The sequence below is a fragment of the Streptomyces sp. TS71-3 genome (assembly GCF_018327685.1).
Classification (GTDB): domain Bacteria; phylum Actinomycetota; class Actinomycetes; order Streptomycetales; family Streptomycetaceae; genus Streptomyces.
Map to the genome: position 1 here is coordinate 4,669,732 of NZ_BNEL01000001.1, position 24,327 is coordinate 4,694,058.

General features: G+C 72.3%; 23 protein-coding genes. 12 read left to right on the top strand and 11 right to left on the bottom strand.

Translation table 11 applies throughout. From position 1 onward, the window contains the following. Positions 1-39: 39 nt before the first annotated feature. Entirely contained in the window at positions 40-873 is an 834-nt protein-coding gene (locus Sm713_RS18860) for a DUF899 domain-containing protein (RefSeq protein ID WP_212910760.1), read from the top strand. 283 nt (positions 874-1,156) lie between these two features. On the opposite strand, the gene Sm713_RS18865 is transcribed toward Sm713_RS18860, so the two are convergent. Together Sm713_RS18865 and Sm713_RS18870 are read right to left on the bottom strand one after the other, a co-directional pair. Continuing rightward, complete coding sequence (locus Sm713_RS18865) at positions 1,157-1,591, bottom strand: hypothetical protein (RefSeq protein WP_374196006.1); 435 nt, start codon at positions 1,589-1,591, stop codon at positions 1,157-1,159. Further along, complete coding sequence (locus Sm713_RS18870) at positions 1,579-2,118, bottom strand: ATP-binding protein (RefSeq protein ID WP_249416377.1); 540 nt, start codon at positions 2,116-2,118, stop codon at positions 1,579-1,581. The genes Sm713_RS18865 and Sm713_RS18870 overlap by 13 nt, the downstream gene beginning before the upstream one ends. 251 nt (positions 2,119-2,369) lie before the next feature. On the opposite strand from Sm713_RS18870, the gene Sm713_RS18875 reads away from it, so the two are divergent. From Sm713_RS18875 to Sm713_RS18885, 3 genes are read left to right on the top strand one after another with little or no spacing between them, the layout of a single operon-like run. Further along, the gene (locus Sm713_RS18875; protein WP_212910763.1) at positions 2,370-3,230 is read left to right on the top strand and encodes a helix-turn-helix transcriptional regulator; all 861 of its coding nucleotides are present in this window, start codon (positions 2,370-2,372) and stop codon (positions 3,228-3,230) included. Beyond that, complete coding sequence (locus Sm713_RS18880; RefSeq protein ID WP_212910764.1) at positions 3,231-3,473, top strand: DUF397 domain-containing protein; 243 nt, start codon at positions 3,231-3,233, stop codon at positions 3,471-3,473. A gap of 51 nt (positions 3,474-3,524) precedes the next feature. Then, the gene (locus Sm713_RS18885) at positions 3,525-4,346 is read left to right on the top strand and encodes an SAM-dependent methyltransferase (protein ID WP_212910765.1); all 822 of its coding nucleotides are present in this window, start codon (positions 3,525-3,527) and stop codon (positions 4,344-4,346) included. Positions 4,347-4,474: 128 nt separating this feature from the next. Here the strand turns inward: Sm713_RS18885 and Sm713_RS18890 are convergent, their stop codons facing one another. Further along, positions 4,475-5,962, bottom strand: coding sequence for a glutamate synthase subunit beta (locus Sm713_RS18890; RefSeq protein WP_212910766.1), 1,488 nt, complete (start codon positions 5,960-5,962; stop codon positions 4,475-4,477). 293 nt (positions 5,963-6,255) lie between these two features. Next, the gene (locus Sm713_RS18895; RefSeq protein ID WP_212910767.1) at positions 6,256-6,888 is read right to left on the bottom strand and encodes a uridine kinase; all 633 of its coding nucleotides are present in this window, start codon (positions 6,886-6,888) and stop codon (positions 6,256-6,258) included. Positions 6,889-7,080: 192 nt separating this feature from the next. On the opposite strand from Sm713_RS18895, the gene Sm713_RS18900 reads away from it, so the two are divergent. Further along, positions 7,081-7,503, top strand: a complete 423-nt coding sequence (locus tag Sm713_RS18900) for a CBS domain-containing protein (protein ID WP_212910768.1) — start codon at positions 7,081-7,083, stop codon at positions 7,501-7,503. 67 nt (positions 7,504-7,570) lie between these two features. Here Sm713_RS18900 and corA read toward each other — a convergent pair whose 3' ends face one another. From corA to Sm713_RS18915, 3 genes are all read right to left on the bottom strand, one after another. Next, positions 7,571-8,713 (bottom strand): magnesium/cobalt transporter CorA, encoded by a 1,143-nt coding sequence (gene corA, locus Sm713_RS18905; protein ID WP_212912109.1) that lies wholly within the window; start codon positions 8,711-8,713, stop codon positions 7,571-7,573. A gap of 181 nt (positions 8,714-8,894) precedes the next feature. After that, positions 8,895-9,863 (bottom strand): carbohydrate kinase family protein, encoded by a 969-nt coding sequence (locus Sm713_RS18910; RefSeq protein ID WP_212912110.1) that lies wholly within the window; start codon positions 9,861-9,863, stop codon positions 8,895-8,897. After that, a complete protein-coding gene (locus tag Sm713_RS18915) occupies positions 9,848-10,810 on the bottom strand; it encodes a pseudouridine-5'-phosphate glycosidase (protein ID WP_212910769.1) in 963 nt (320 codons plus the stop codon). The genes Sm713_RS18910 and Sm713_RS18915 overlap by 16 nt, the downstream gene beginning before the upstream one ends. A gap of 139 nt (positions 10,811-10,949) precedes the next feature. Between Sm713_RS18915 and Sm713_RS18920 the strand changes: the two genes are divergently transcribed. Continuing rightward, on the top strand, positions 10,950-11,483 hold the full coding sequence (locus Sm713_RS18920; RefSeq protein ID WP_212910770.1) for a VOC family protein: 534 nt from the start codon (positions 10,950-10,952) through the stop codon (positions 11,481-11,483). Between the two features lie 156 nt (positions 11,484-11,639). Here the strand turns inward: Sm713_RS18920 and Sm713_RS18925 are convergent, their stop codons facing one another. Beyond that, complete coding sequence (locus tag Sm713_RS18925; protein WP_212912111.1) at positions 11,640-12,236, bottom strand: methylated-DNA--[protein]-cysteine S-methyltransferase; 597 nt, start codon at positions 12,234-12,236, stop codon at positions 11,640-11,642. Positions 12,237-12,431: 195 nt separating this feature from the next. Then, a complete protein-coding gene (locus Sm713_RS18930; protein ID WP_212910771.1) occupies positions 12,432-13,319 on the bottom strand; it encodes a glycerophosphodiester phosphodiesterase family protein in 888 nt (295 codons plus the stop codon). A 356-nt stretch (positions 13,320-13,675) separates the two neighbouring features. On the opposite strand from Sm713_RS18930, the gene Sm713_RS18935 reads away from it, so the two are divergent. The 5 genes from Sm713_RS18935 to Sm713_RS18955 all read left to right on the top strand — a co-directional run bounded on the left by Sm713_RS18935 (position 13,676) and on the right by Sm713_RS18955 (position 21,169). Continuing rightward, a complete protein-coding gene (locus Sm713_RS18935) occupies positions 13,676-14,512 on the top strand; it encodes an MHYT domain-containing protein (protein ID WP_212910772.1) in 837 nt (278 codons plus the stop codon). 39 nt (positions 14,513-14,551) lie between these two features. Continuing rightward, positions 14,552-16,741 (top strand): excinuclease ABC subunit UvrB, encoded by a 2,190-nt coding sequence (gene uvrB / locus Sm713_RS18940; RefSeq protein ID WP_249416379.1) that lies wholly within the window; start codon positions 14,552-14,554, stop codon positions 16,739-16,741. Positions 16,742-16,954: 213 nt separating this feature from the next. Continuing rightward, entirely contained in the window at positions 16,955-17,533 is a 579-nt protein-coding gene (locus tag Sm713_RS18945; protein WP_212910773.1) for a TerD family protein, read from the top strand. 249 nt (positions 17,534-17,782) lie between these two features. Continuing rightward, on the top strand, positions 17,783-19,900 hold the full coding sequence (locus Sm713_RS18950; protein ID WP_212912113.1) for a TerD family protein: 2,118 nt from the start codon (positions 17,783-17,785) through the stop codon (positions 19,898-19,900). Between the two features lie 171 nt (positions 19,901-20,071). Then, positions 20,072-21,169: a TerC family protein gene (locus Sm713_RS18955; RefSeq protein WP_212910774.1), complete on the top strand. Its 1,098-nt coding sequence runs from the start codon at positions 20,072-20,074 to the stop codon at positions 21,167-21,169. A 154-nt stretch (positions 21,170-21,323) separates the two neighbouring features. On the opposite strand, the gene Sm713_RS18960 is transcribed toward Sm713_RS18955, so the two are convergent. Next, positions 21,324-22,382, bottom strand: a complete 1,059-nt coding sequence (locus tag Sm713_RS18960) for a S66 peptidase family protein (protein ID WP_212910775.1) — start codon at positions 22,380-22,382, stop codon at positions 21,324-21,326. A gap of 107 nt (positions 22,383-22,489) precedes the next feature. Here Sm713_RS18960 and aroQ point away from each other — a divergent pair, with 107 nt between their 5' ends. Beyond that, entirely contained in the window at positions 22,490-22,963 is a 474-nt protein-coding gene (gene aroQ, locus Sm713_RS18965) for a type II 3-dehydroquinate dehydratase (RefSeq protein WP_212910776.1), read from the top strand. A gap of 220 nt (positions 22,964-23,183) precedes the next feature. Here aroQ and Sm713_RS18970 read toward each other — a convergent pair whose 3' ends face one another. Further along, the gene (locus tag Sm713_RS18970; protein WP_249416380.1) at positions 23,184-24,311 is read right to left on the bottom strand and encodes an IS110 family transposase; all 1,128 of its coding nucleotides are present in this window, start codon (positions 24,309-24,311) and stop codon (positions 23,184-23,186) included. Positions 24,312-24,327 lie beyond the last annotated feature (16 nt).

Here is a 24,327-nt window from a genome sequence, read left to right on the forward strand (position 1 = left end):
CACCGGGAGAGGACCGCACCCGGTGAAGGAGGACGGACCATGGCACTCCCGCAGATCGTCACCCGAGACGCATGGCTGCTGGCCAGGAAGGAACTGCTCGCCAAGGAGAAGGCGGCCACCCGCGCGCGCGACGACCTCAACGCGGAGCGGCGGCGGCTGCCGATGGTGGAGGTCGACAAGGAGTACGTCTTCGAGGGCCCCGAGGGCAGCGCGAGCCTGCTGGACCTCTTCGACGGCCGCGTGCAGCTCGTCGTCTACCACTTCATGTTCGCCCCCGACTGGGACGCGGGCTGCCCGAGCTGCTCCGGCTTCGTCGACCAGATCGGCCACCTGTCCCACCTCAACGCCCGCGGCACCACCCTGGCCGCCGTCTCGCGCGCCCCGCTGGCGAGGATCACGCCGTTCAAGGCCCGGATGGGGTGGACGCTGCCCTGGTTCTCGTCGTTCGGTAGCGATTTCAACTACGACTTCCATGTGACGCTGGACGACTCCGTCATGCCCATTTCCTACAACTACCGGACACCGGAGGAGCACCGCGAGGCGGGTACCTCGTACTACGTCGAGGGGGAGCAGCCCTTCGAGCTGCCCGGGATGAGCTGCTTCCTGAGGGACGGCGACCGCGTCTTCCATACGTACTCGTCGTACGGCCGGGGCGGCGACACCGTCGGCTCCACGAACAGCCTCCTCGACCTGACGGCGCTCGGCCGCCAGGAGCCGTGGGAGAAGCCCGAGGGCAGGATGACCGGCCTCGGGGCACAGGCGGGCAGCGAGGGCGTGCGGTACCACGACGAGTACGAGGACGGGGTCGGCCGCACCTACGACGTCGGCACAGACGGGGGCGACCGCACGGCCGGGGCCGGCCGCACCCGCTGAACTCCGCTGCCGTCCGCACGGGATGGCCGATGGCGCCCATCCGGGACGACTGGCGCAGCCCGTCCGGGACGACCGCCGCCGCCGTCCGTCCGGGACGACCGCCGCCGTCCGTCCGGAACGATCGGTGCCGCCCACCGGCCGGGCGCCCCCCACCGGCGCCCGGGCGGTGGACGGCACCCGCGGTGACCTCAGCGGTCTCCGCACCCACCCCAGTGGCCTTGGCCTTGACTCTCGCCGGCCGTACCCGCCGGTCCCGGTGGAAGAGAGAACCGGGACCCCGCGCCTACACCGAGAACGCGTTCGTCCACGCAGGCGCCGTTCCCGTGATCCGGCAGAGCGCCAAGTAGAGAGGAATCGGCGGCGTGTACGGCACGCTGCCGTCCGGACGGTGGATCAGGCACGGCGGACGGAGCGCGTCCGGCACCACCGCGCCGCTGGTGTAGCGGGCGGGCGCCGGCCACTCCAGGGCCACGTCCGAGTCCGACGGCACGATCCACCACCAGTGCGCCCCGTCGCCGTACACGCACCCCACCCGCGGCAGCCGGTCCAGTACCCGGTGACCGTACGCGGCAGGTATGGCCACGGCGTCGCAACCCAGCGGTGCCGTCATCCCGGAGGGCACCGGCAGGCGCGCCCAGGCGGCCGCGCGCGGCTGCTTTCTGCGGGTGAGGCCGACTAGCGTGTCGAGGCTCAGCAGAGCCGGTGTCATGACACCCATTCCGCCCCCGTTCCGCGGACGACGTCCGCTACCGGCTCCGGGCGGCGGTCTTCCGCCTCCCGGGGCAGTTCCGCCCACACCTGTAGCCCGGGGCCGGTCTCAAGTGCCCCCCAGGCGCTGCAGACGGCCGAGACGAGAAGCAATCCCCTCCCATGCTCCTCACCGTCCCGGCCCGCCGCAGGGTTCGGGTCACCATGTGCCCGCCCCTCGTCACCCACCGCTATGCGCACCTTCCCGTCCTCGTCCTGCAGTTCGCAGATGATCTGCCGTGACGAGGTGTGCACGATCGCGTTGGTGACCAGCTCGGACACGACGAGCGTGGCCGAGTCGCAGGTGTCCTCACAGACCGCCCAGGCCGTCAGCCATGCACGCGTCATCCGCCGGGCCTGCGCAGCAGAGCCCAGGTGAGCGGTCAGCTCGAAGCGGAAACGACGCACAACGGCCTCCACCGGGAGCACCGCTGGCGCGGCATCGCTACCCGTACCGGTTTCGGTGGCCGTCGTTCTTAACGGCACGGACGGAGTCACGGTTGCCACTATCTCCCCGCCGTGAACACTTGGCAAGTGTCACTCTGAAAAATGCAGAGTGCACTGTGTTGCGGTGAAGGCCACGTGGCACACTGCTCGCAACAGCCCGCCGCGGGCACCCCGGCCAGCTCGGCCGGTTCGCGGCGCGGGAGGTACGGCCCCTACGGCTCTGCTCGTTGAGCCGTCCCCGCAAGGCCCGAGCGCCTGGCGGGGACCGCACGAATGCAACGCTGACCAGGTGGAGGTGGGACGTGAGTGAACCGCGGTCTGCACCGACGGTCGGCCAGGTCGTCCTGGGCCGGCGCCTTCAGGACCTCCGTGAACGTGCGGGCCTCAAGCGGGAGGAGGCCGCGCATCTGCTGCGGGTGGCACCCGCCACGGTCCGCCGCATGGAGATGGCCGAGGTGGCCCTCAAGATCCCGTACCTCCAGATGCTGCTGAAGTCGTACGGCATCACCGAGGAGGAGGCGGACGCCTTCGTCGCCCTGGCCGAGGACGCGAACAGGCCCGGCTGGTGGCAGCGGTTCCACGACATCCTTCCGGGCTGGTTCTCCATGTACGTCAGCCTGGAGGGCGCGGCCAGCCTCATCCGGTCGTACGAACCGCACTTCGTCCCCGGCCTGTTGCAGACCGAGGACTACGCACGTGCGGTCCTGCGGTCCGGCGCGATCGGCCAGACCCGTCCGGAGGACATCGAGCGGCACGTGGCGCTGCGCATGCAGCGCCAGGAGCTGCTCACCAGCGAGAACGCCCCACGGCTGTGGGTGGTCATGGACGAGACGGCGCTGCGCAGGCCCGTGGGCGACGCGGACCTGATGCGCGGCCAGATCGACCGCCTGCTCAAGGCGTCGAAGCTGCCCAACGTGACCCTTCAGATCGCCCCGTTCTCGTCCGGACCGCATCCCGGCACCTACGGGCCCTTCGTGCTGTTCCGATTCGCCATGCCGGAACTCCCCGACATGGTCTACAGCGAGTACCTGACCGGCGCCGTCTATCTCGACGCGCGGGCCGAGGTGGCCACCCACCTCGAGGTCATGGACCGCATGGCGGCGCACGCCGCCACAGCACATCGCACGAAGGAGATCCTCCGGGATCTCCGCAAGGAGCTGTGAATGCAACAACCCCCCATATACAACGGAATGCCCTCCAGCGACCTGGGCTCGGAGGGCTGGCACAAACCGTGGAGCGGCGGCAACGGCGGCAACTGCGTCGAGACCATGAAGCTCGCCGACGGGAGGGTGGCCGTCCGGCAGTCCGCCGATCCCGACGGGCCGGCGCTGATCTACACCCCGGGCGAGATCACCGCGTTCATCCTCGGCGCCAAGGCCGGTAAGGCGGACTTCCTGCTCTCCTGACCGGGGCCCGGCCGTCCACGGCACCCCTCGCAGACTCCTGGAGCCCTCACCATGCCCGCGAACGACACCGCCGACCCCCGTGACAGACCGGGGATCGACACCAGCAAGCCGCACCCGGCCCGCATGTACGACTGGTATATGGGAGGCAAGGACAACTACCCGATCGACGAGGAGATGGGCAGACAGCTCATCGCACTTGAGCCGCGTCTCCCCGTGATGGCACGTGTCAACAGAGCCTTCATGCACCGTGCGACCCGCTGGCTCGCGAATCAGGGCATCCGGCAGTTCCTGGACATCGGAACGGGGATCCCGACCGAGCCGAACCTGCATCAGGTCGCCCAGGCGATCGCTCCCGACTCGCGCATCGTCTACTGCGACAACGACCCCATCGTGCTCGCCCACGCCGAGGCGCTGCTGCGCAGCGCCCCCGAGGGCGTCACGGCCTACGTCCAGGCCGATGTGCGCGACCCGGACACCATCGTCCGGCAGGCCGGGGAGATCCTCGACCTCGACCGGCCCGTCGCGCTCTCGCTCGTCGCCCTGCTGCACTTCATCCCGGACGGGGACGGGGCGTACGAGCTGGTGGAACGGCTGATGTCCGAGCTGCCGTCCGGGAGCTTCCTGATGGTGTCGCACGCCTCGGCCGACTTCACCCCGGACACCGCCGGCCAGGCCGGTGACATCTACAGGGCCCGCGGGGTCGCGCTCGCCCTGCGCAGCCGCGAGCAGGTCACCCGGTTCTTCGACGGGCTGGAGCTCGCCGACCCCGGTGTGGTGGTCGTACCGCAGTGGCGCCCGGGGCTGGGCGAGCCGGTGCCGGGACAGGACGACGGCCCGATCCCCGGCTATGCGGCGGTCGCGCGCAAGCCGTGACGGACGGCCGGCGGTCGCGAGGGCGCCCGCCGGCTGATCCGTCCCCGCTCCTCACACGCCTTCCCGTCTCCTCATGCGCCGTTCCGTGCTCCATCACCACGTCCGGACGCGCCTGCGCCCCCTCACGCTCACGCGGACATCGGCCGGTCGAACGCGCCGATGGGCGAGGGCAGCGTGGTCCTCCCCGTCAGATGCCGGTCCACGGCGGAGGCCACCGACCGGCCCTCGGCGATGGCCCAGACGATCAGCGAGGCGCCGCGAGCCGCGTCGCCCGCCGCGAACACTCCGGGCGCGGAGGTGGCGAAGTCCCGGTCGCGCTCCAGGGTGCCGCTGTCGTCGAGCTTCAGGTCCAGCTGGTCCAGGATCCCGTCGCCGCGGCCGGGCCCGGAGAATCCGAGGGCGAGCAGTACCAGGTCGGCGGGGAGTTCGCGCTCCGTGCCGGACCTCGGCCGCCGCTCGTCGTCGACCTCCACCAGGTGCACGCTCCGTACGCGTCCGCCGGCGTCGCCCGAGAGGCGCAGGGTGGAGGCCGCGAACATCCGCGCGTCGGCGTCCGCCAGGGGCGCGGTGCCGAGCTCGCGCGCCTCCTCGTGGGCGGCCGACATCCGGTAGAGCTTCGGATGCGTCGGCCAGGGCTCGCGCTCCTCGTCCCGCTCGGTGCCGGGCCGCGGGTAGATGTCGAGCTGCGTCACCGACCTGGCGCCCTCGCGTATCGCCGTGCCCAGGCAGTCGGACCCGGTGTCGCCGCCGCCGACGATGACCACGTTGCGGCCGGCCGCGGAGAGCGGGGAGACGGGGATGTCGCCCTGCTCCACCCGGTTGGCCAGGGGCAGGTACTCCATGGCCTGGTGGACGCCGGCCAGCTCCCGGCCCGGCACGGGCAGTTCGCGCCATGCCGTGGCGCCCACCGCGAGGACCACGGCGTCGTAGCGCTCGCACAGGTCGGTGGCCCTCGGGTCCCGGCCCACCTCCAGCCCCGTGCGGAACTTGGTGCCCTCCTCGCGCATCTGCTCGATACGCCTGTCCACCTGCTGCTTCGCCATCTTGAACGACGGGATGCCGTACCGCAGCAGCCCGCCCGGCCGGTCGTCGCGCTCGTACACGGCGACCGTGTGCCCGGCCCTGGTCAGCTGCTGTGCGGCGGCGAGCCCGGCGGGTCCCGAGCCGACGACGGCGACGGTCCGACCGGTCAGCCGGTCCGGGGGCCGCGCGGTGACCAGGCCGTCCTGCCAGGCGCGCTCCGCGATGGCCGCCTCGACGTTCTTGATGGTCACGGCCGGCTGGTTGATGGCCAGCACGCAGCCGGACTCGCACGGCGCGGGGCAGAGCAGCCCCGTGAACTCCGGGAAGTTGTCGGTGGCGTGCAGCCGCTCCGCCGCGGCGGCCCAGTCGCCCCGTGCGGCCAGGATGTTCCACTCCGGAATGAGGTTCCCCAGCGGGCAGGCCTGGTGGCAGAACGGGATGCCGCAGTCCATGCAGCGCCCGGCCTGCTTGCTGACGATCGGCAGCAGCGCCCCCGGCGTGGCCACCTCGTCCCAGTCGCGCACGCGCTCCTCGACGGGCCGGCGCGGCCACTCCTCGCGCGGGGTGTTCATGAAGCCCTCGGGGTCGGCCATGTCCCCTCCGTGTCCAGGGCCGCGCCGAGCGTGCTCGCACGGCCTGGAGGAATGAATCGGGCGGTTAAGTCTGTCTTGTGGTGCTTTTTCCCAGGGTGCTCCTGGTTACGCGGGCGGGAAGGCGGTTTCGGGGCGCCCGGGGGGCGGCTTCCGGGAGGTGTCCGGCTTCCGGGAGGTGCCCCGGCTTCCGGACGGCAACGGGGCCGAGGGTTCCTGGCCGGGGGCCGGGGGCCGGGGGCCGGGGGCCGGAGCCGGGGCCGGAGCCGGGGCCGGAGCCGGGGTGCCGAGGGGTTTCACCCCGTCCAGGCCGGCCGGCGCGGGTCGTCCGCGCGGACCACGACGTCGGCCGTGCCGAGCGGATCCGCCTCCTGCTCGTACCGCTCGAAGGCGGGCAGCGTCCACTGCGCCTCTGCGGGAGTGTGCCGGCGCAGCGCGCCCGCGGACAGCTGCACGTGGACGCTCGCGTCGAAGGGGAACCAGTGGTGCAGCAGGAGGGGCCCGTGCAGCAGGAGCAGCCCGCCGGGCGGCAGGGTCACGTGCGGGCTGCGGGTCGCACGGTCGGTGACCGGGTCCCACAGGTCGGGCAGCACCCGGCCGTCGCCGTCCGCCTCCAGCGGGCCGAAGACCTCCCGCCACAGTGCACCCGTGTCGACCCATGAGCCGTAGTACGCGTCCACGTCCTCGCGCCCGTGCTCCAGCCGGAGCGAGGCGGGGCGCAGGAAGCCCTCGGCGGCGACCACGAGCGAGGGCCTGCCCAGGATCCGCAGCGCCTCGGCGACCCGTCCGGCCAGCTCCCCCGGGCGGGCCGCGGGCGCACCGTCGAACGCGACCCTCGGCCGCGCGCCGCCGTCCGCGGGTTTCAGGCCGGCCAGCCGCTCGGCGAGCCGCGCGCCGAGCCTCTCCCACGTGATCGCTTCGAATCGCATCCGGCCCATGATGCCTCGCGCGCCCGGAGGGCCACGCAGAACCCTCGGCGAGGTGTGTTTGCCGTCGTGTCTCGCGGAGAGTCGGCAAGCAGGGAAGGCAGACTGGCAAACGCGACCGCGTGGCGTGGCGCGGGGTGCGCCGGGTCGTGCGCACCCGCCGCCGCGCCGCCGGACCGGTAAGTGGAGGTGCCTATGACCACCGCCGGAGAGATCATGCACCGGGGTGCCGAGTTCATCCCGGCCACCGAGAGCCTGGACCGTGCCGCGCAGATGATGCGCAACATGAACGTGGGCTCGCTGCCCATCAGCGACGCGAACGAGCGGATGTGCGGCATGCTCACGGACCGCGACATCGTGGTCGGCTGCGTCGCCCGCGGGCAGGACCCGTCGACGACGACCGCGGGCGACATGGCGCAGGGGACCCCGCGCTGGGTGTCGACCGACGACGACGTGAGCGACGCGCTCCAGGAGATGCAGAGCCACCGGATCAAGCGCCTGCCGGTGATCGACGAGAACAAGCGTCTCGTGGGCATGATCAGCGAGGCCGACCTCGTCGGCAATGTCACCCAGGACCAGCTCGCCCTGTGGGCCGGGTCCGTCTACGGACGGTCCTGAGCGGTCACCGGCCGGGCGGCCGCCCGGGACACCGCCGGGCGGCCGTGCTCCTCGGGAGCCGCCCGGTTCAGAGCCATCCGGCGCGCCGGAACCCCCGGTACAGCAGGCCGCAGGCCGCCGCGATCACCACCCACACCAGCGGGTATCCGAACCGCCAGTGCAGTTCCGGCATGTTGTCGAAGTTCATGCCGTAGACACCGCAGACCATCGTCGGCACGGCGATCACCGCCGCCCAGGCCGTGATCTTCCGCATGTCCTCGTTCTGCTTGACGGTCACCTGGGCCAGGTGGGCCTGGAGGATGGAGTTCAGCAGCTCGTCGAAGGACGCCGTCTGCTCCACCGCCCTGGTGAGGTGATCGACCACGTCGCGGAAGTACGCGCGGATCTCGGGTGCGATCAGCCGTATTCGCTCGGTGGCGAGCACCTCCAGCGGGCGGCCGAGGGGCACCACGGCCCGCTTGAGCTCCAGCAGCTCGCGCTTGAGCTGGTAGATCCGGCCGGGGTCGGCACGGCCGGAGTCGGCGGCGAAGACGTCGCTCTCCACCTCGTCGATGTCGACCTGCACGGCGTCGGTGACCGCCACGTACTCGTCCACGACGTGGTCGGCCACCGCGTGCAGCACGGCGGCCGGGCCCTTGGCCAGCTGCTCGGGGTCGGCCTCCAGGTTCTCGCGCACGGGGCCCAGCGAGCCGTGCTTGCCGTGCCGGACGGTGATCACGAAGTCCTTGCCGACGAAGACCATGATCTCGCCGCTGTCCACCACCTCGCTGGTCGAGGTCAGCTCCGCGTGCTCCACGTAGCAGACGGTCTTGAACACGGCGAAGAGGAAGTCGCCGTACTGGTCGACCTTCGGACGCTGATGGGCGTCCACGGCGTCCTCGACGGCCAGCGGGTGCAGCCCGAACAGCTTCGCCACGTCCTGGAACTCCTCCTGGGACGGCTCGTGCAGCCCCAGCCAGACGAAACCCTCGCCGGCCGCACGGACCTGCTCGACCGCCTCGACCAGCCCATGGGTGACCGGCTGCCGGACGCCGCCGCGGTACGTCACGCAGTTCACCACCGCCGAGCCCAGCGGCGAGCGGGCGTGGTGGCTCAGGTCGACGGTGCGGGTGCGGGCACGGGTACGGCCGCGGGTCAGGCTCGCCACCTTCCGCAGGCCACCCACAGCTCGAAGGTCCCGGACCCTCGGCAGATTGCCGGCCATCGACATGTACGGCTCCTTGCCCTGGACTGTGCTGTTGTCGCGCAAGTCTGCCAGTAGCCTGCCCGGCGCCTGTGACAGCCTGTGGACAACTCCGGTTCTCCCCGGCTCCACCCCGGCGTGCCCGCCCGGCGGCGCGGCGCTGATGCGCGCGTTGGGCTGCGGACGGCCCTCGCGCGCCGGCCGGTGGTCAACTCCGCGCCGGTGCCCCCGGTCGTCCCTCACCGTCCCGCCCCGCCGGTGGCCGCCCGCCCAGCGCGCCGACCGCCTCCGCCCCGGCCCGGCAGCCCTCGCGTGCCGCCTCCTCGGCCGGCGAACCGGCCAGCAGTGCCGCGAGGAACGCGCCCGTGAAGGCGTCGCCCGCTCCCGTGGTGTCCCTCGCAGCCGCCGGGACGGCCGGCACCCGGGCCCGTACTTCGCCGTCCCGGGCCACCAGCGCGCCGTCCGCGCCCTGCTTCACCACCACCAGCGGGAACGTCCTGCTGAGTTCGACCGCGGCGTCCGCGGCCCCGCTCAGCCCGGTCAGCAGCCGCGCCTCGTCCCGGCTCGGCAGCAGGACGTCCACTCCGCCGAGCAGCGCCAGGACGCGTCCGGCGCCCAGCTCCCGCAGAAACCCCACCGACGCGGGGTCCACGCTCACCCGCACGCCACGCGCGCGTGCCGACGCGACCACCGCTGCCACCAGGTCGCGGCCCGAGGGCGAGCAGAGCAGGTAGCCCGACACGTGCACATGGCCGGCGCCGTCCAGCTCGGACGGCCGCCAGTCGGCGGGGGAGAGCCGCAGGGAGGCCCCGCTGTCCGTGAGGAAGGTGCGCTCCGCGGCTGACGCCCCGTCCACCAGGCACACGACCGTGCCCGTCGCCGCCTCCGGGTGGACCACCAGCCGCGGAACGACGCCCGCGGCCTCCAGCGCCCGACGGTGCCAGCCGGCCGACTCCGCCCCGACACAGCCGAGCAGCCGCACCCCGGGGCAGCCCCAGCGGGCCGCCCAGCAGGCGACGTTGGCGCCCGCACCGCCCGGCAGCACCCGCACGGTGGCCTCGGTGTCCGTGCCCCGCTCCAGGGGAGCGTGGTGCACAGCCACGACATCGGTGACCACGTCCCCCACGACCAGCAGCGCCCCGGCCGTGCCCCCGCCTGTGCTCACACCCCCGCCCAGGCCGCCGCGACGCGCCCCGCCAGCCGGACGTTGCCGCGTACGGCCGCCAGGTTGGCACGCAGGGAGGCGCCGTCGGTGTGGCGGACCAGGTGGTCCAGCAGGAAGGGCGTGACGGCCTGTCCCGTGACGCCCTGCTCGTCGCACTCCCGCAGCGCGTCGGCCAGCACGCGCGCGTGCAGCGCCGGATCGAGCTGTTCCGCCTCCGGTACCGGCTGGGCGACGATCAGCGCGGAGTCGGGCGCGGCGAGGGCGTCCTGGGCGCTCATGACCGCCGCGACCTCCTGCGGCGTGCGGAGCGTCCAGTCCACCGGATGGCCCGAGTCGGCGAGGTAGAAGCCGGGGAAGCGCGAGGTGCCGTACCCGGCCACCGCCACGCCCAGCGTTTCCAGGCGTTGCAGGGTCGCCGGCACGTCCAGGATCGACTTCACGCCCGCACACACCACCGTGATCCTGGTGCGGGCGAGCAGGCCCAGGTCGGCCGACTCGTCCTGGGTCACGGTCCACTCCCGGTGCACCCCGCCGAGGCCGCCCGTCGCGAACACCCGCACCCCGGCCCGCGCCGCGAGCAGCGCCGTCGCGGACACGGTGGTCGCGCCGCTCGCACCCGCGGCCACCGCCAGGGGCAGGTCACGGTGGCCGAGTTTGCGGATGCCGTCCTCGCCCGCTATCCGCTCCAGCTCCTTCGTGCCGAGGCCGATGCGGGGCCGCCCGTCCAGGACGGCGATGGTGGCCGGTACTGCGCCCTCGTCCCGCACCGCCTCCTCCAGTTCCATGGCGACTTCCAGGTTGCGGGGGCGAGGCAGGCCGTGGGCGATGATCGTGGACTCCAGCGCGACGACCGGCCGCCCGGTCGCCAGCGCCTGCTGAACCTCTTCGGACACCACCAGCACGAGCGTTCTCCCGCCTGTCGAAGCCGTCTGGGCGCGCCGTGAAGCGCCCCCTGACATCTTCGGCGGCAGATCCACCGCGGCAAACCCCGCCTCGGCGAGCCGAACCCCGCCCCGGCGGGCGCACGGCCGGGTGGCGGGCCACCGCTCGCCGCGCGGTGCCCTTGCCGACCGCCCCGCACGGCGGGAGCCTAGGCGCATGACAGAGCATGCCGACGGACCGGACGCATCAGACGCATCGCGCGCGACGGGCGGAGCCCGCACGAGCGGAGCCGGCACGGGCGGATCGCACGGTCCGGGGAGCGGGGGATCGCCGGGCGGGGCCCGGCTCGACCACGTGGTGCTGTGGGTGCGCGACCCGGTGGCGTCCGCGGAGTTCTACGCGACGGTGGTCGGCCTGCCGCCGCTCCGGCTGGCCGAGTTCGTCGACGGGACGGTCTCGTTCCCCTCGGTCCGGCTCAACGACGAGACGATCTTCGACCTGATGCCTGTGGACATGGCGCCGCGCATGACGATGGTCCCGGGCGACCCCGGCGCCGGCCACCCCGTCAACCACGTCTGCGTCGCCCTGCCCTCCGCCGACTTCGAGGCGCTGCGCTCGCGGCTCCAGGAGCACGGCGCACCGGTCTCGGAAGTCTCCCGGAACTCCTTCGGGGCCCGCGGCGAGGCCGTGCGCAACTTCTACTTCCGCGACCCGGACGGGAACGTCCTCGAAGCACGGCACTACGACTGAGCGGGCACCACGACTGAGAAGGCACGACGGTTGAGCGGGTACGGCGACCGGGCCGGCGCGACGACGGGCCCGCCGCACGCGCCTGGCGCCCCCTGAGCAGGTCCGTGTGCTCATAGTGCAAGGACCCCTTAGGGAGGGGCACACGGGCTCAGGGGCTCAGAACAGCGGCTGGGGGAGGACGCCCTCCAGGGCCAGCAGCTTGCGCTTGGTCTCCAGGCCGCCGCCGAAGCCGCCGATCCCCCCGTCGCTCTCCACCACCCGGTGGCAGGGCACGACCACCGGGAGCGGGTTGGCGCCCATGGCGAGCCCCACCGCCTGCGCCGCCCCCGGCTGGCCCACGCGCTGCGCCAGGTCGCCGTAGCCCACCACCGTGCCGTAGGGGACGCCGGTGGCCAGCTCGCGCAGCACCTCGCGGTGGAAGCCGGTGATCAGGGACCAGTCGAGCGGCAGGGCGAAATCCCGCCGCTCATTGGCGAAGTAGGCCGCCATCTGGCGGAGCGGCTCGGCGAGCAGCGGGGAGCCGGGGTCCTCGGACGGCTCGGAGCCCAGCCGCGAGGCGAGCCTGCCGAGCGCCGTGTCCCGCACCGCTTCCGAGGCGTGGAAGACCACGTGGACGAGGCCCCGCTCGGTGGCCGCCAGCAGGAGGGGGCCGATGTCGGTGCCCGTCACGGCCCACACGACACGCCCTGGAGCGGGCTCCGGCGCCGCGCCCGCGCCCTCCGGCGTGCCCGCGCCTTCCGTCGTGCCCGCCATCGCCCCTTCCGGCAGCCCGGACCGCGCCCCGGCGCCCGCCCCGGCCTGCGTTCCCCCGGGCCGCCGGGACCGCTCCTCGTACTGGTCGTCACTCATGCGGGAACCGTACGTGACGGCACCGACATCGGGCCCGGAGCGGCCGTCCCGACCGGTTGGCGCGCGGTCGGGGAGGCGTGCCGACCGGCCGGCGTGCCGTCAGGAGGGACAGATGGCCGTCTGGCCGCCGAGCGCGCTCACGGCGGTGTCCGGGTAGTTGGTGATGACCCCGTCCACGCCGTACCCCGCGACGCGCCGCACCGCGGCGGTGCCGTCCACGGTCCAGGCGTAGACCTCCAGGGGTGCCCCATGCGCCCCGCGCAGAGCGTGCACGGACTTCACATAGTCCGCCGAGAGCGTGGTCTCGTCGGGGTTGATCTGGTCCGCGAAGGCCGCGTACGCGGGGAGTTCGCCGACCGGCGGGGCACCCAGGAACCCCGTCTTCACGTCCGGCCGCAGGGCGTGCACGGCCCGCACGCTGTCCGCGCTGAAGCTCTGGATGACCAACCGGTGGGCGACATGGCCCGCGTCCAGCCAGTGCCGCCCGTCGAGGACGTCCAGGATCTCCTTCTCGATGCCCGGGTACAGCTCCGGCGACTTGATCTCCAGCAGCAGCCTCTGGCGGTGGGACTCGACCCGCCCCAGGTACTCCTGAAGGGTCGGGATCCGGGTGCCCGCGTACCGCGCGTCCTTCCAGGCGCCCGCGTCCAGCCGGGCTATCTCGGCCGCCGTGAAGTCGCCGACCGCCCAGGGCGCGCGACCGGGGAAGACGTCCTCCACGTCGGTGGTCCGCCTGAGGTCGCTGTCGTGGATCACCACGAGCTCGCCGTCCCTGGTGCGCTGGACGTCGTTCTCTACCCACTCGACACCGAGCCGGGCGGCCTGGTCGACGGCTTCCAGGGTGTTCTCGGGGGCGTGCCCCGACGCTCCGCGGTGCGCCACGACCACGGGGCGGGGAGCGCCGCCCGTAGGGTGCTGGGCGGGCAGGAGCAGCGCGCAGGTGCCCACCAGGGCTGCGGTCGTGGCTGCGGCGGCGCGAGCGTACACGGACACTCCCTTGCATCGTGCGATGACGTTCTGTTCGAGCCTGACAGCAGACCGTCGAGGGGACACAGGCGAGAGGTGTCCGGAGAGTGAAAGGATGGCTACCGGCGCGAGAGGGCCGTATGTAAAGGGTCATCACATAGGGCACGCATGATCAGCCTGTTTTCTTTGCCGGAAAATCGTTCATGTGTTCCGGGGTGAGCCGTACTCTCGCCTCACCCCGTGGTTGCATGCCGGCCGCAGGCATGGGGGCGTACGGGCTCATGGCAGGGGTCCACCGGCGCGCGTCAGCGTGCCGGACGCGCGTCACAGGCCCTGGACGCGCGTCGCGGGCACGACAGGAGGAGGACCGCCCCAAGATGTACGCCAAGGTCGACGGCTTCAGCTACGGTCTCCTGACACCGCTGGCGGCGTTCGTGGCGGCCTGCACCGGGGGCGCACTCGGCCTGCGCGGCCTCACCAGGGCCCTGCGCACCGTCCAGCCCGGCCGCGCCGGCTGGCTCGCGCTGAGCTCCGCGGCCTTCGGCACGAGCGTCTGGATCACCCATTTCATCGCCATGATGGGGTTCGCCGTCGCGCACGCGCCTCTCGACTACGACCTGCTGGTGGCCTTCGCCGGCCTCGGTGTCGCCATCGTGATGGTGGGCGCCGGGATCTTCATCGCCGCCTACCGCGGCATGACCGGCCGTGCGGTGTTCACCGGCGGCACGGTCACGGGCCTGGGCATCGCCTCCACGCACTACATGGGCATGGCCGGGCTCCGGCTCGACGGCCATCTGGAGTACAACACCCTCACCGTCGCCGCCTCCGTGCTGATCGCCGTCGTCGCGGCCACCGGCGCGTTCTGGGTGGTCGGGCAGGGCAGAGGAACGCGCTGGAACGCCGCGGCAGGCCTGGTGATGGGACTGGCCATGCTGGGGATGCACTACACCGGCATGAGCGCCGTCCGGGTGCATCTGTACGCCCCCGCGGCCGGCGCCTCCGCCGGCTCGCCCGTGCGGGAGCTGACCCTGATGCTGATCGGCCCCGTGGCCTTTCTGCTGGTGCTCGCCGTGATCCTGCTGGCCACCCCCGGACGGGCGGCGCCGCTGCCGCTCAGAGCCTTCGGCACGAGCCGCCTGCCGGTCCTGCCGACCCAGCGCTCCGGCGGCCCCGAGTCGGCCCGCGTCAGGTCACGCACACCGCAGAACCGCTGATCAGAGCCTGTTGTCAGTGCGGAGTCGTACCGTGGATGCATGCCGCCCGTATCCAAGATCGAACACCTCAGCCCGGAGAGCATCGAGCAGCTCCGCCAGGAAGGCGCCCGGCCTTTCGAGGTCGTCAGCCCGTACCAGCCCAGCGGCGACCAGCCGACGGCGATCGCCGACCTGGAGAAGCGCGTCCGCGCGGGTGAGAAGGACGTCGTCCTGCTCGGCGCCACCGGCACCGGCAAGTCCGCCACCACCGCGTGGATGATCGAGAAGCTGCAGCGCCCGACGCTCGTCATGGCGCCGAACAAGACCCTGGCCGCCCAGCTCGCCAACGAGTTCCGCGAGCTCCTGCCGAACAACGCGGTCGAGTACTTCGTCTCGTACTACGACTACTACCAGCCAGAGGCCTACGTTCCGCAGTCGGACACCTACATCGAGAAGGACTCCTCGATCAACGAGGAAGTGGAGCGGCTGCGGCACTCGGCGACCAACTCCCTGCTCACCCGGCGTGACGTCGTCGTGGTCGCCTCGGTCTCCTGCATCTACGGCCTGGGCACCCCCCAGGAGTACGTCGACCGCATGGTGTCCCTGAAGATCGGCGACGAGATCGACCGCGACGAGCTGCTGCGCCGCTTCGTCGACATCCAGTACGCGCGCAATGACACGGCGTTCACCAGGGGCACCTTCCGGGTCCGCGGCGACACGATCGAGATCTTCCCGGTCTACGAGGAGCTGGCCGTCCGCATCGAGATGTTCGGTGACGAGATCGAGGCGCTCTCCACGCTGCACCCGATCACGGGCGAGGTGATCAGCGAGGACGAGCGGCTGCACATCTTCCCCGCCTCGCACTACGTCGCCGGTCCCGAGCGCATGGAGCGCGCGGTCAACGACATCGAGAAGGAGCTCGGAGAGCGGCTGAGCGAGCTGGAGAAGCAGGGCAAGCTCCTGGAGGCGCAGCGGCTGCGCATGCGCACCACCTACGACCTGGAGATGCTCCGCCAGATCGGCTCCTGCGCCGGCGTCGAGAACTACTCGATGCACTTCGACGGCCGCCTCCCCGGCACCCCGCCGCACACCCTCCTGGACTACTTCCCGGACGACTTCCTCCTGGTCATCGACGAGTCGCATGTCACCGTGCCGCAGATCGGCGCCATGTACGAGGGTGACGCGTCCCGCAAGCGGACCCTCGTCGAGCACGGCTTCCGCCTGCCCTCCGCGCTGGACAACCGCCCGCTGAAGTGGGAGGAGTTCACCGAGCGCATCGGCCAGACGGTCTACCTCTCGGCCACCCCGGGCACGTACGAGCTCTCCCGTGCCGACGGCGAGGTGGAGCAGATCATCCGCCCCACCGGCCTCATCGACCCCGAGGTCGTGGTCAAGCCCACCGAGGGCCAGATCGACGACCTGGTGCACGAGATCCGCACCCGCAGCGAGAAGGACGAGCGGGTCCTGGTCACCACCCTCACCAAGAAGATGTCCGAGGACCTGACCGACTACTTCGTGGAGCTCGGCATCCGGGTCCGCTACCTGCACAGCGACGTCGACACGCTGCGCCGGGTCGAGCTGCTGCGGGAGCTGCGCTCCGGCGAGTTCGACGTCCTGGTCGGCATCAACCTCCTGCGTGAGGGCCTGGACCTTCCCGAGGTGTCCCTGGTGTCGATCCTCGACGCCGACAAGGAGGGCTTCCTGCGCTCCGGCACCTCGCTGATCCAGACGATCGGCCGCGCCGCGCGCAACGTCTCCGGCCAGGTCCACATGTACGCCGACAAGATCACCCCGGCGATGCAGAAGGCCATCGAGGAGACCAACCGCCGCCGCGAGAAGCAGCTCGCGTACAACAAGGAGCGGGGTGTCGACCCCCAGCCCCTCCGCAAGCGGATCAACGACATCGTCGCCACCATCGCCCGCGAGGAGGTCGACACCGAGCAGCTCCTCGGCACCGGCTACCGCAAGCAGGGCAAGGACGGCCGGGGCGCCAAGGCGGCCGTCCCGTCCCTCGGCGGTGCCAACGGCGCGGGAGCCAAGGCCGGCAAGGGCGGCAAGGCCGCCCGGGGCAAGGAGACCGTGCCCACCGATCGTCCCGCGGCCGAGCTCGCCGAGCAGATCGAGGAGATGACCGAGCGGATGCGGGCGGCCGCGGCCGACCTCCAGTTCGAGATCGCGGCACGGCTGCGCGACGAGGTCTCCGAGATGAAGAAGGAGCTCCGGCAGATGAAGGAGGCGGGGCTGGCCTGACCACCGGGGCGCCGCGGCCCGGCCCCGCGGACCCCCGCTCCCGCCCCCTCGGACGACGGTGCGCGACCGCCCGGGCAACCGGGCGCCCCCGGTGTGTTGCAAGACCGACACAAAGTCCTGTTCACAGGGCGGCAGCCTCCGTGCTATTGCGTAGTGTTCTCGGACAACCGCGCAGAGCGCGGCCCAGGGACAGTGCGAGAGGGGAACGAGCGCGTGTCGGTCAACTTGTCCAAGGGACAGGGCATCAGCCTGCAGAAGAACGACGGGGGGACCCTGACCGCGGTGCGCATGGGTCTCGGCTGGAAGGCGGCCCCGCGGCGCGGCCTGTTCGGCTCCCGCACCAGGGACATCGACCTCGATGCGTCGGCCGTGCTCTTCGCCGAGAAGCAGCCGGTGGACGTGGTCTTCTTCCGCCACCTCGTCAGCGACGACGGCTCCGTGCGGCACACCGGCGACAACCTGGTCGGCGGCGTCGGCGAGGGTGGCGACGACGAGTCGATCATCGTCGACCTCCAGCGCGTGCCGGTCCACATCGACCAGATCGTCTTCACGGTGAACTCCTTCACCGGCCAGACGTTCCAGGAGGTCAAGAACGCCTTCTGCCGCCTCGTCGACGAGTCCAACGGGCAGGAGCTGGCCCGCTACACGCTCGACGGCGGCGGTGCGTACACCGCGCAGATCATGGCCAAGGTGCACCGCTCCGGGCAGGGCTGGCAGATGACGGCCCTCGGATCCCCGGCCAACGGCCGCACCTTCCAGGACCTGATGCCGGCGATCCTGCCGCACCTCTGACGGGGGAGGCCGGTAACGGCCGCGTCAGGCGCGAGGGGTATCGGGCGCGAGGCGCCGGGTGCGACGGGCAGGGACACGGGCGCGACGGCACGGGCACCGGCACGACGGGATCAGGCATGCGGCACCAGGCATGACGGCGTCAGGCATGCGGCACCAGGCACGAAGGCATGAGGTGCGACGGCACCGGCCGCGGCCACCGGCCGGGTGGGGCGCGCCGGGGGCATGGCCCGGACACAGGGGGCGAGGACGATGGCGGCCGAGCTGGTCAGGGGAGAGAACCACCCCCTCACCCGGACCCGGCTGGAGATCCGGGTGTCGGCCGGCAGCCCGCTCGTGGCCGGAGCCGCGCTCGGCGACGAGCGCGGCAGGCTGCTCGGCCCCGACCGGCTCGTCCACCCCGGCTCGCCCGCCCTGCCAGGCCTGGAGGTGTCCCAGCAGGCCGCCGCCGTGCACCGTCTGGCAGTGGACCTGGACGCCTTGAACGACACCGTGCACCGGGTCAGCGTGCTGCTCGCCCTGCCCCATGGCGTCGGCGGCCCGGCCCGGTTCGGCGCGGTGGCCGCACCCTTCGTCGCGGTCACCGGTCTCGACGGCACCGAACTCGCCACCTACACGATCACCGGCCTGGACACCGAGTCCGCCGTCGTTGCCGTCGAGCTCTATCGCAGGCAGGGCGCGTGGAAGGTGCGCGCCGTGGGCCAGGGCTACGCGGGCGGCCTCCCCGACCTCCTGGCCGACCAGGGACTCGACGACGCCTCCCGGCGGGCGGCGGACATCCACGAAGCGGTGGCCCGAGGTCTCGCCCGGGCCGTCGCCGCGCCACCCTCCCGCCCTCAGCCGGACTCCCGGACACCGGCGACCGCACAGGGCAGCCCGGCGGGTGGCCGGGATACCGCAGGCACCGGCCGGGATGCCGCGGTGACCGCCGGTGCCCCACCCGCCCTGACCCCGTTAGGGGCCCAGGCGGGTCCCGAGGCGGTCCCTCCGGCTTCCGCCGGACCGGAGGGTTCCGCCGCAGTGGAGAGCCCCGCGGGGCCGGAGGGCCCAGTGAGGCCGGAGGGCCCCGCCCGGCCGGACGCAGCGGGTGAGCCGTCGGCCGGCGGCAGTGCCGCGGGCGCGCACGGCGCGGGCTCCGTCGACTACACGCACCCCGCGCGCGTCGGCTCCGCTCCGCCGGTCCCCTCCCCGTCTCCGTCCCCCACGCCCTCTCCGTCCGCACCCCCGGACCGCCCCGCGCCGCCCGTCGCGGGCGACGCCACCGGCTGGACCATGGACGAGCGGCTGTACAACCAGGTCTGGGGCATGTTCGAGGACCTGGCCCGCAGCACGGCCGCCTACCGCAGCGCCGTCGGCTTCGCCGACTCCCGCCGGGGCCAGGAGATGGACAAGGCGTTCGCCGACCCGCGCAACCGGATGGGCGGAGCCGGCGACACCGCCCGTGCGGCGGCCGAGGAGCGGCACGCGAGCCTGGTCGACCAGGCGCGGCAGGCGCTCGACCGGGACCTGGCCCAGCTGATCGCCGAGTCCGAGGTCGTCGAGCCCGCGCTGCCCGTCGCGTACGCCCGCTGGGACAACCCGGTCTGGGACGCCTACCGGGTCCCTGATGAGGCCGCCATGGCCGTACGGCTGGGGGACCTGTACCTGCCCGAGAGCGCCGGTCTGCGCATCCCGCTGCTGGTGAGGCTGCCGCTGGCGCGTGGCCTGTGGATCGACTGCGGGCAGGCGGACGGCGGGTCCGATCTCCCGATGGGCCCGGACGAGGTGCGCTCGGTCGCCGCTGAGAGCGCGGCCGCACTCGCGGCGCGGCTGCTCGCCGTGCACCCCGCGCGGGCGTTCGACGTGCACATCATCGACCCCGCGGGGACGGCCTCCGGGCCGCTTGGCCCGCTGCTGCGCTCCGGTGTGCTGAGCGAGCCGCCGGCCGCGGGCGCCGCCGCCATCTCGGCCATGCTCACCGGCCTGACCCGGCGCGTGGACCTCGTCCAGATGGCGGAGCAGGGCGGCGCCGCGGACGCCCTGCCACCGGGCGTGGGCACCGCGGAGCATCTGCTCGTCGTCCACGACTTCCCGCATGGCTTCGACGACCGCGCCGTCCACCAACTCCGGTACCTGGCGGACGAGGGCCCGGCCGTCGGCGTCCACCTGCTGCTGATCGGCGCACGTGAGGACGCCCTCGGCTACGGGCCGCTGCTCGATCCGCTGTGGCGCTCGCTGCTGCGGCTGACGCCGGTGCCCGACGACCACCTCGTCGACCCCTGGGTCGGTCACGCGTGGACCTACGAGCCGCTGCGCGTACCGCCCGGCAGCCAGGTGCTCCAGCAGGTGCTCGCGCGGATGGCGACGGCCCGTCACCCCTGGAACCGCTGAGCAGCGCGTACCCCCGGGGCACCAGGTACTGTGAAACTGCCTTTACCTGGCTCTTTACTATTACTTGGCAATAACTGTAGCCTGACTTTACGTTACGGGGGCTTCGGGCAGGCGGGACCTCCGAGCAGCGACAACGCCGACTTGCTGACGTGCCGAACTGCCGGAGGCGCAGTGGACGTTTCCCCGACACTCTGGGTGCTGACCATCGTGGGTCTGGCCGTGCTGATCGCGGCCGATTTCGTCATCGGCCGCAAGCCCCACGAGGTGTCCATCAAGGAGGCCGGGGCGTGGACCGCCGTCTGGGTGGCCCTGGCGGCGCTGTTCTGCGCCGGGCTGGCCGTGTTCGCGGGCGGCGGGCCCGCCGGGCAGTTCGCCGCCGGCTACATCACCGAGAAGTCGCTCAGCGTCGACAACCTCTTCGTCTTCGTGCTGATCATGGCGAAGTTCTCGGTGCCCGCCCGGTACCAGCAGCGGGTGCTGCTCCTCGGGGTGCTGATCGCCCTGGTGCTCAGGGCCGGCTTCATCGCGGCGGGCGCCGCGATCATCGCCAGCTTCGCCTGGGTGTTCTACATCTTCGGCGCCTTCCTCGTCTGGACGGCCTGGAAGCTGATCCAGGAGGCCCGCCAGGGCGGCAACGACGAGGAGTTCGAGGAGAACCGGCTGCTCCGGTCTCTGGAGCGGCGATTCGGCGTGGCCGACCGCTACCACGGCACCAAGCTGTGGATCCGCCGGAACGGCAAGCGCGTCATGACGCCGATGCTGGTCGTCATGCTGGCCATCGGCACCACCGATGTGCTCTTCGCGCTCGACTCCATCCCCGCGATCTTCGGCCTCACCCAGGATCCGTACATCGTCTTCACCGCCAACGCCTTCGCCCTGATGGGCCTCAGGCAGCTCTACTTCCTCCTCGGCGGTCTGCTGAGGCGGCTGGTGCACCTCAGCTACGGGCTCTCGGTCATCCTGGGCTTCATCGGCGTCAAGCTGATCCTGCACGCCCTCCACGAATCCGGCGTCCCGGCTCCGGAGATCTCCACCCCGGTCTCGCTGGGCGTCATCTGCGCGGTGCTGATCGTCACGACCATCACCAGCCTGATGGCCTCCGCGCGCGGCGACGCGGAGGAGCCGGCACGTCCGCCCGAGCCCGGTGAACCCGCGGAGCACCGGACGGAACCCGAGGCGGAGCAGCCCCGGCGGCGCCCCGGGCCCGGGAACGGTTCGGGGGCCACCAGGGCGCCTGAGGACAGCTCGGAGTCCTGGAAGGCGCGCTGAGGCGTGCCTCGGCACGTCGGTGCAGCGCGCGCGGGCACGCACACCGACGCGCCCCTCGGGGCGTTCGGGCACACGGGCGGGCACGCGTGCCAGGACGGCTGGTCCACCGTGGTGGGGCCATGCCGAGACGGCCCGCCGGTGCGCTGACGCGCGGTCAGTACGTCACGGTGATCCGCCGAGCCGGGCCGTCCACCCGTACCTCGCCGCCGTACGGGATCACCAGCTGCGGGTCGGTGTGGCCGAAGTCCACGTCGAAGACGGCCATCGTCTCGGGGGCGTACGCCGCGAGCGCGCGCAGTACGGCCTCGCGCTGCAACCGCGTGTAACGGGCCTTCGCGGGGCCGTCCTGCGGGCGCTCGAAGGACCAGGCCTTGGCGCGGGCCATCAGCAGCGCGGAGAACCGGCGCAGCAGCCCCCGCTCGCCCATGTTGCGCAGCGTCCGGAAGACCTCGACATCGCCGGGCAGCTCCTCGGAGGTCTCCAGGAACAGCACGCCGCCGTCCAGGGCGGCCGGATCGGGGATCTCGCGGTCCGCCGCCAGCAGCCAGGAGAGGATCTCCAGATTGCCGCCCCAGGAGCGGCCGGTCACGACCCGCTCGGGGCGGTGCCAGATCCAGCCGCCGCCCGGCTCCGTCGCCGGCTCCGAATCGAAGGTCTCGGGCGACTGCCAGGGGCCGTTGACGTCGGTGAAGCGGTCGGCGGGCCGCAGCTCGTAGGGGCCGGAGGTGAACAGCGCGGCGCGCAGCGACTCGGCGGTCAGCGGCGCCATCGCGCCGGGGCGGCCCAGCTCGCACATCACCGTGCCCCCGTGGTAGCCGACGATGCCGGTGTTGAAGAGGTAGGCGAGGAGGTTGATGTTGTCGCTGTAGCCGAAGAACGGCTTCGGGTTCGCCCGCAGCAGCGCGCGGTCCAGCAGCGGCAGCACGGTGATCTGGTCGTCGCCCCCGATGCTCGCCATGACCGCCTTGACCGACGGGTCGGCGAACGCCGCGTGCAGGTCGTCGGCCCGCTGCTGGGGCGAGGCGCCCATCTTCCGCGTCGCGGGGTACTCGACCGGCTCCAGACCGAACTCCGTCCGCAGCCGCTCGAGTCCCAGCTCGTAGGGGCGCGGGAAGATCTCGGGGAGCCCCGCGGACGGGGAGACGACGGCGATCCGGTCGCCGGGGACGGGCTTGGGCGGCGTGAGGGGGGCGAACGCGCCTGTAGCGGTCATGACGAGAGGGTAGGCGGCGGCGCGTGGCCGGCGCACCACGATAAAAACCGGGCCTCCGAGGCGTGATAGACCGTCTCGGGAATGCTGCCGACAGCCCGGAGGATCACGTGCCCCGCACCCTCGCCACCGCTCCGATCATGGTCCTGAACGGCCCCAACCTCAATCTGCTCGGCCAGCGCCAGCCGGAGATCTACGGCTCCGAGACGCTCGCCGACGTGGAGGCCCTGTGTGTCCGGACGGCGAAGGCGCACGGCGGGACGGTGGACGCCCGGCAGTCCAACCACGAGGGCGAGCTCGTCGACTGGATCCAGGAGGCCCGCGAGAACCACGCGGGCATCGTGATCAACCCCGGCGCCTACTCCCACACCTCCGTCGCCATCCTCGACGCGCTGCACGCCTGCGACGGCCTGCCGGTGCTGGAGGTCCACATCTCCAACATCCACAAGCGCGAGGAGTTCCGGCACCACTCGTACGTGTCGCGCCGCGCCGACGGGGTGATCGCGGGCTGCGGCGTGCAGGGCTACGCGTTCGCGGTGGAGCGCATCGCGGCTCTGCTGGCGCCGGCGGCCGTGCGCGCGTAGGCGGCGGGGGCTCCGAGGGCCAGGGGCTCCGAGCGCCGGGGCCCCGCGGCGTAGCGGCGCCGTCCGGGAAGGAATGCCTGGTCAGCGGCCTGTTGAGGTGTGCTCGGGACCCGATTGATGCTCCTATTGCCTGTCAAGCGGCTTGAAGCCAGTTGCGGTAGGCGTGAGCGAGGTCGTCGTCACGGCGGATGCCGCGTTCGAGGGTGGAGATGGCGGTCGGTCAGAGACCGAAGTGGCGGGCGGCGGCGGTCAGGGTGATGTTCTTGGACTGCCGCAGTGGCCGCAGGTCGGCGATGGCGGGGACGGTGACGGTAGTGGTCAGGCAGCGGAAGATCTCCCGGGCGATGGCTCGTTTCAGGAGTCGGATGATCTCCTTCTTCGTGCGGCCGGCAGCCGTGTGCCGTGCCACGTACTCGCGGGTGCGGGAGTCGCTGGACATGCGGACCAGGGTGATGCGGTAGAGGGCTGCGTTGGCCTGCCGGTCGCCGCCGCGTGAGAGGCGGTGGCGGTGGGTCCGGCCGCTGGAGGCGGGGACGGGTGCGGCTCCGCACAGTGCGGCGAAGGAAGCCTCGGTCCGCATGCGTTCGGGGTTGCCGCCGGCGGTGACCAGCAGCTGGGCTGCGGTGTCGGGGCCGACTCCGTAGGCGGACCGCAGGCCGGGGTTGTGGGCGGTGACCTCGTCGTCCAGGATCTTGGTCAGTGCCTGGTGCTCGGCCGTCAGTTCCTTGACGCGTCGGGCGAGACTCTTCAGCGCGGTGAGGACCGCGGTGTGGACCGCGTCCCCGGCCGGACGCAGCCGGGCCAGGGTATCGGTGCGGTCTGTTCCTTTGAGCTGGCCGTACTTGCCCCGAATGGTCTCGGGAGCGGTGATGAGGATGTGGCCTATCTGGTTCAGTGCGGCGGTGCGTGCCTTGATGGCGGAACGGGCGGCGTTGTGCAGGGCGCGTATACCGGCGACGGTGTCGTCCTTGGGGGCGGCGTGGGCCCGTCCGGACAGTGCGGCGCGGGCGGCGGCGTAGGCGTCGATGGGGTCAGACTTGCCGATGCGGCGGCGTTCGGCCCGGTCGGGCGGGTTGACCTCGATCACGCGGTGCCCGTGGGAGCGGGCGGCGCGGGTGAAGCCGGCTCCGTAGGAGGCGGTGCCTTCCACGCCGATGGTGATCACGTCGCCGTGGGCGTTCAGGAAGGCCAGGGCCGCGGCGTACCCGGCAGCGGTGGTGCTGAACTCCGCGTCCGCGAGATGGCCGCCGTTGTCGCTGATGACCGCGACGTGGAGCGTGTCGGCGTGGGAGTCGACCCCGCCGAACACGTCTTTCTCCGTGGTGTCCTCTGCCACCGCTGATGTCATGCTGAAGGTGCCTTCC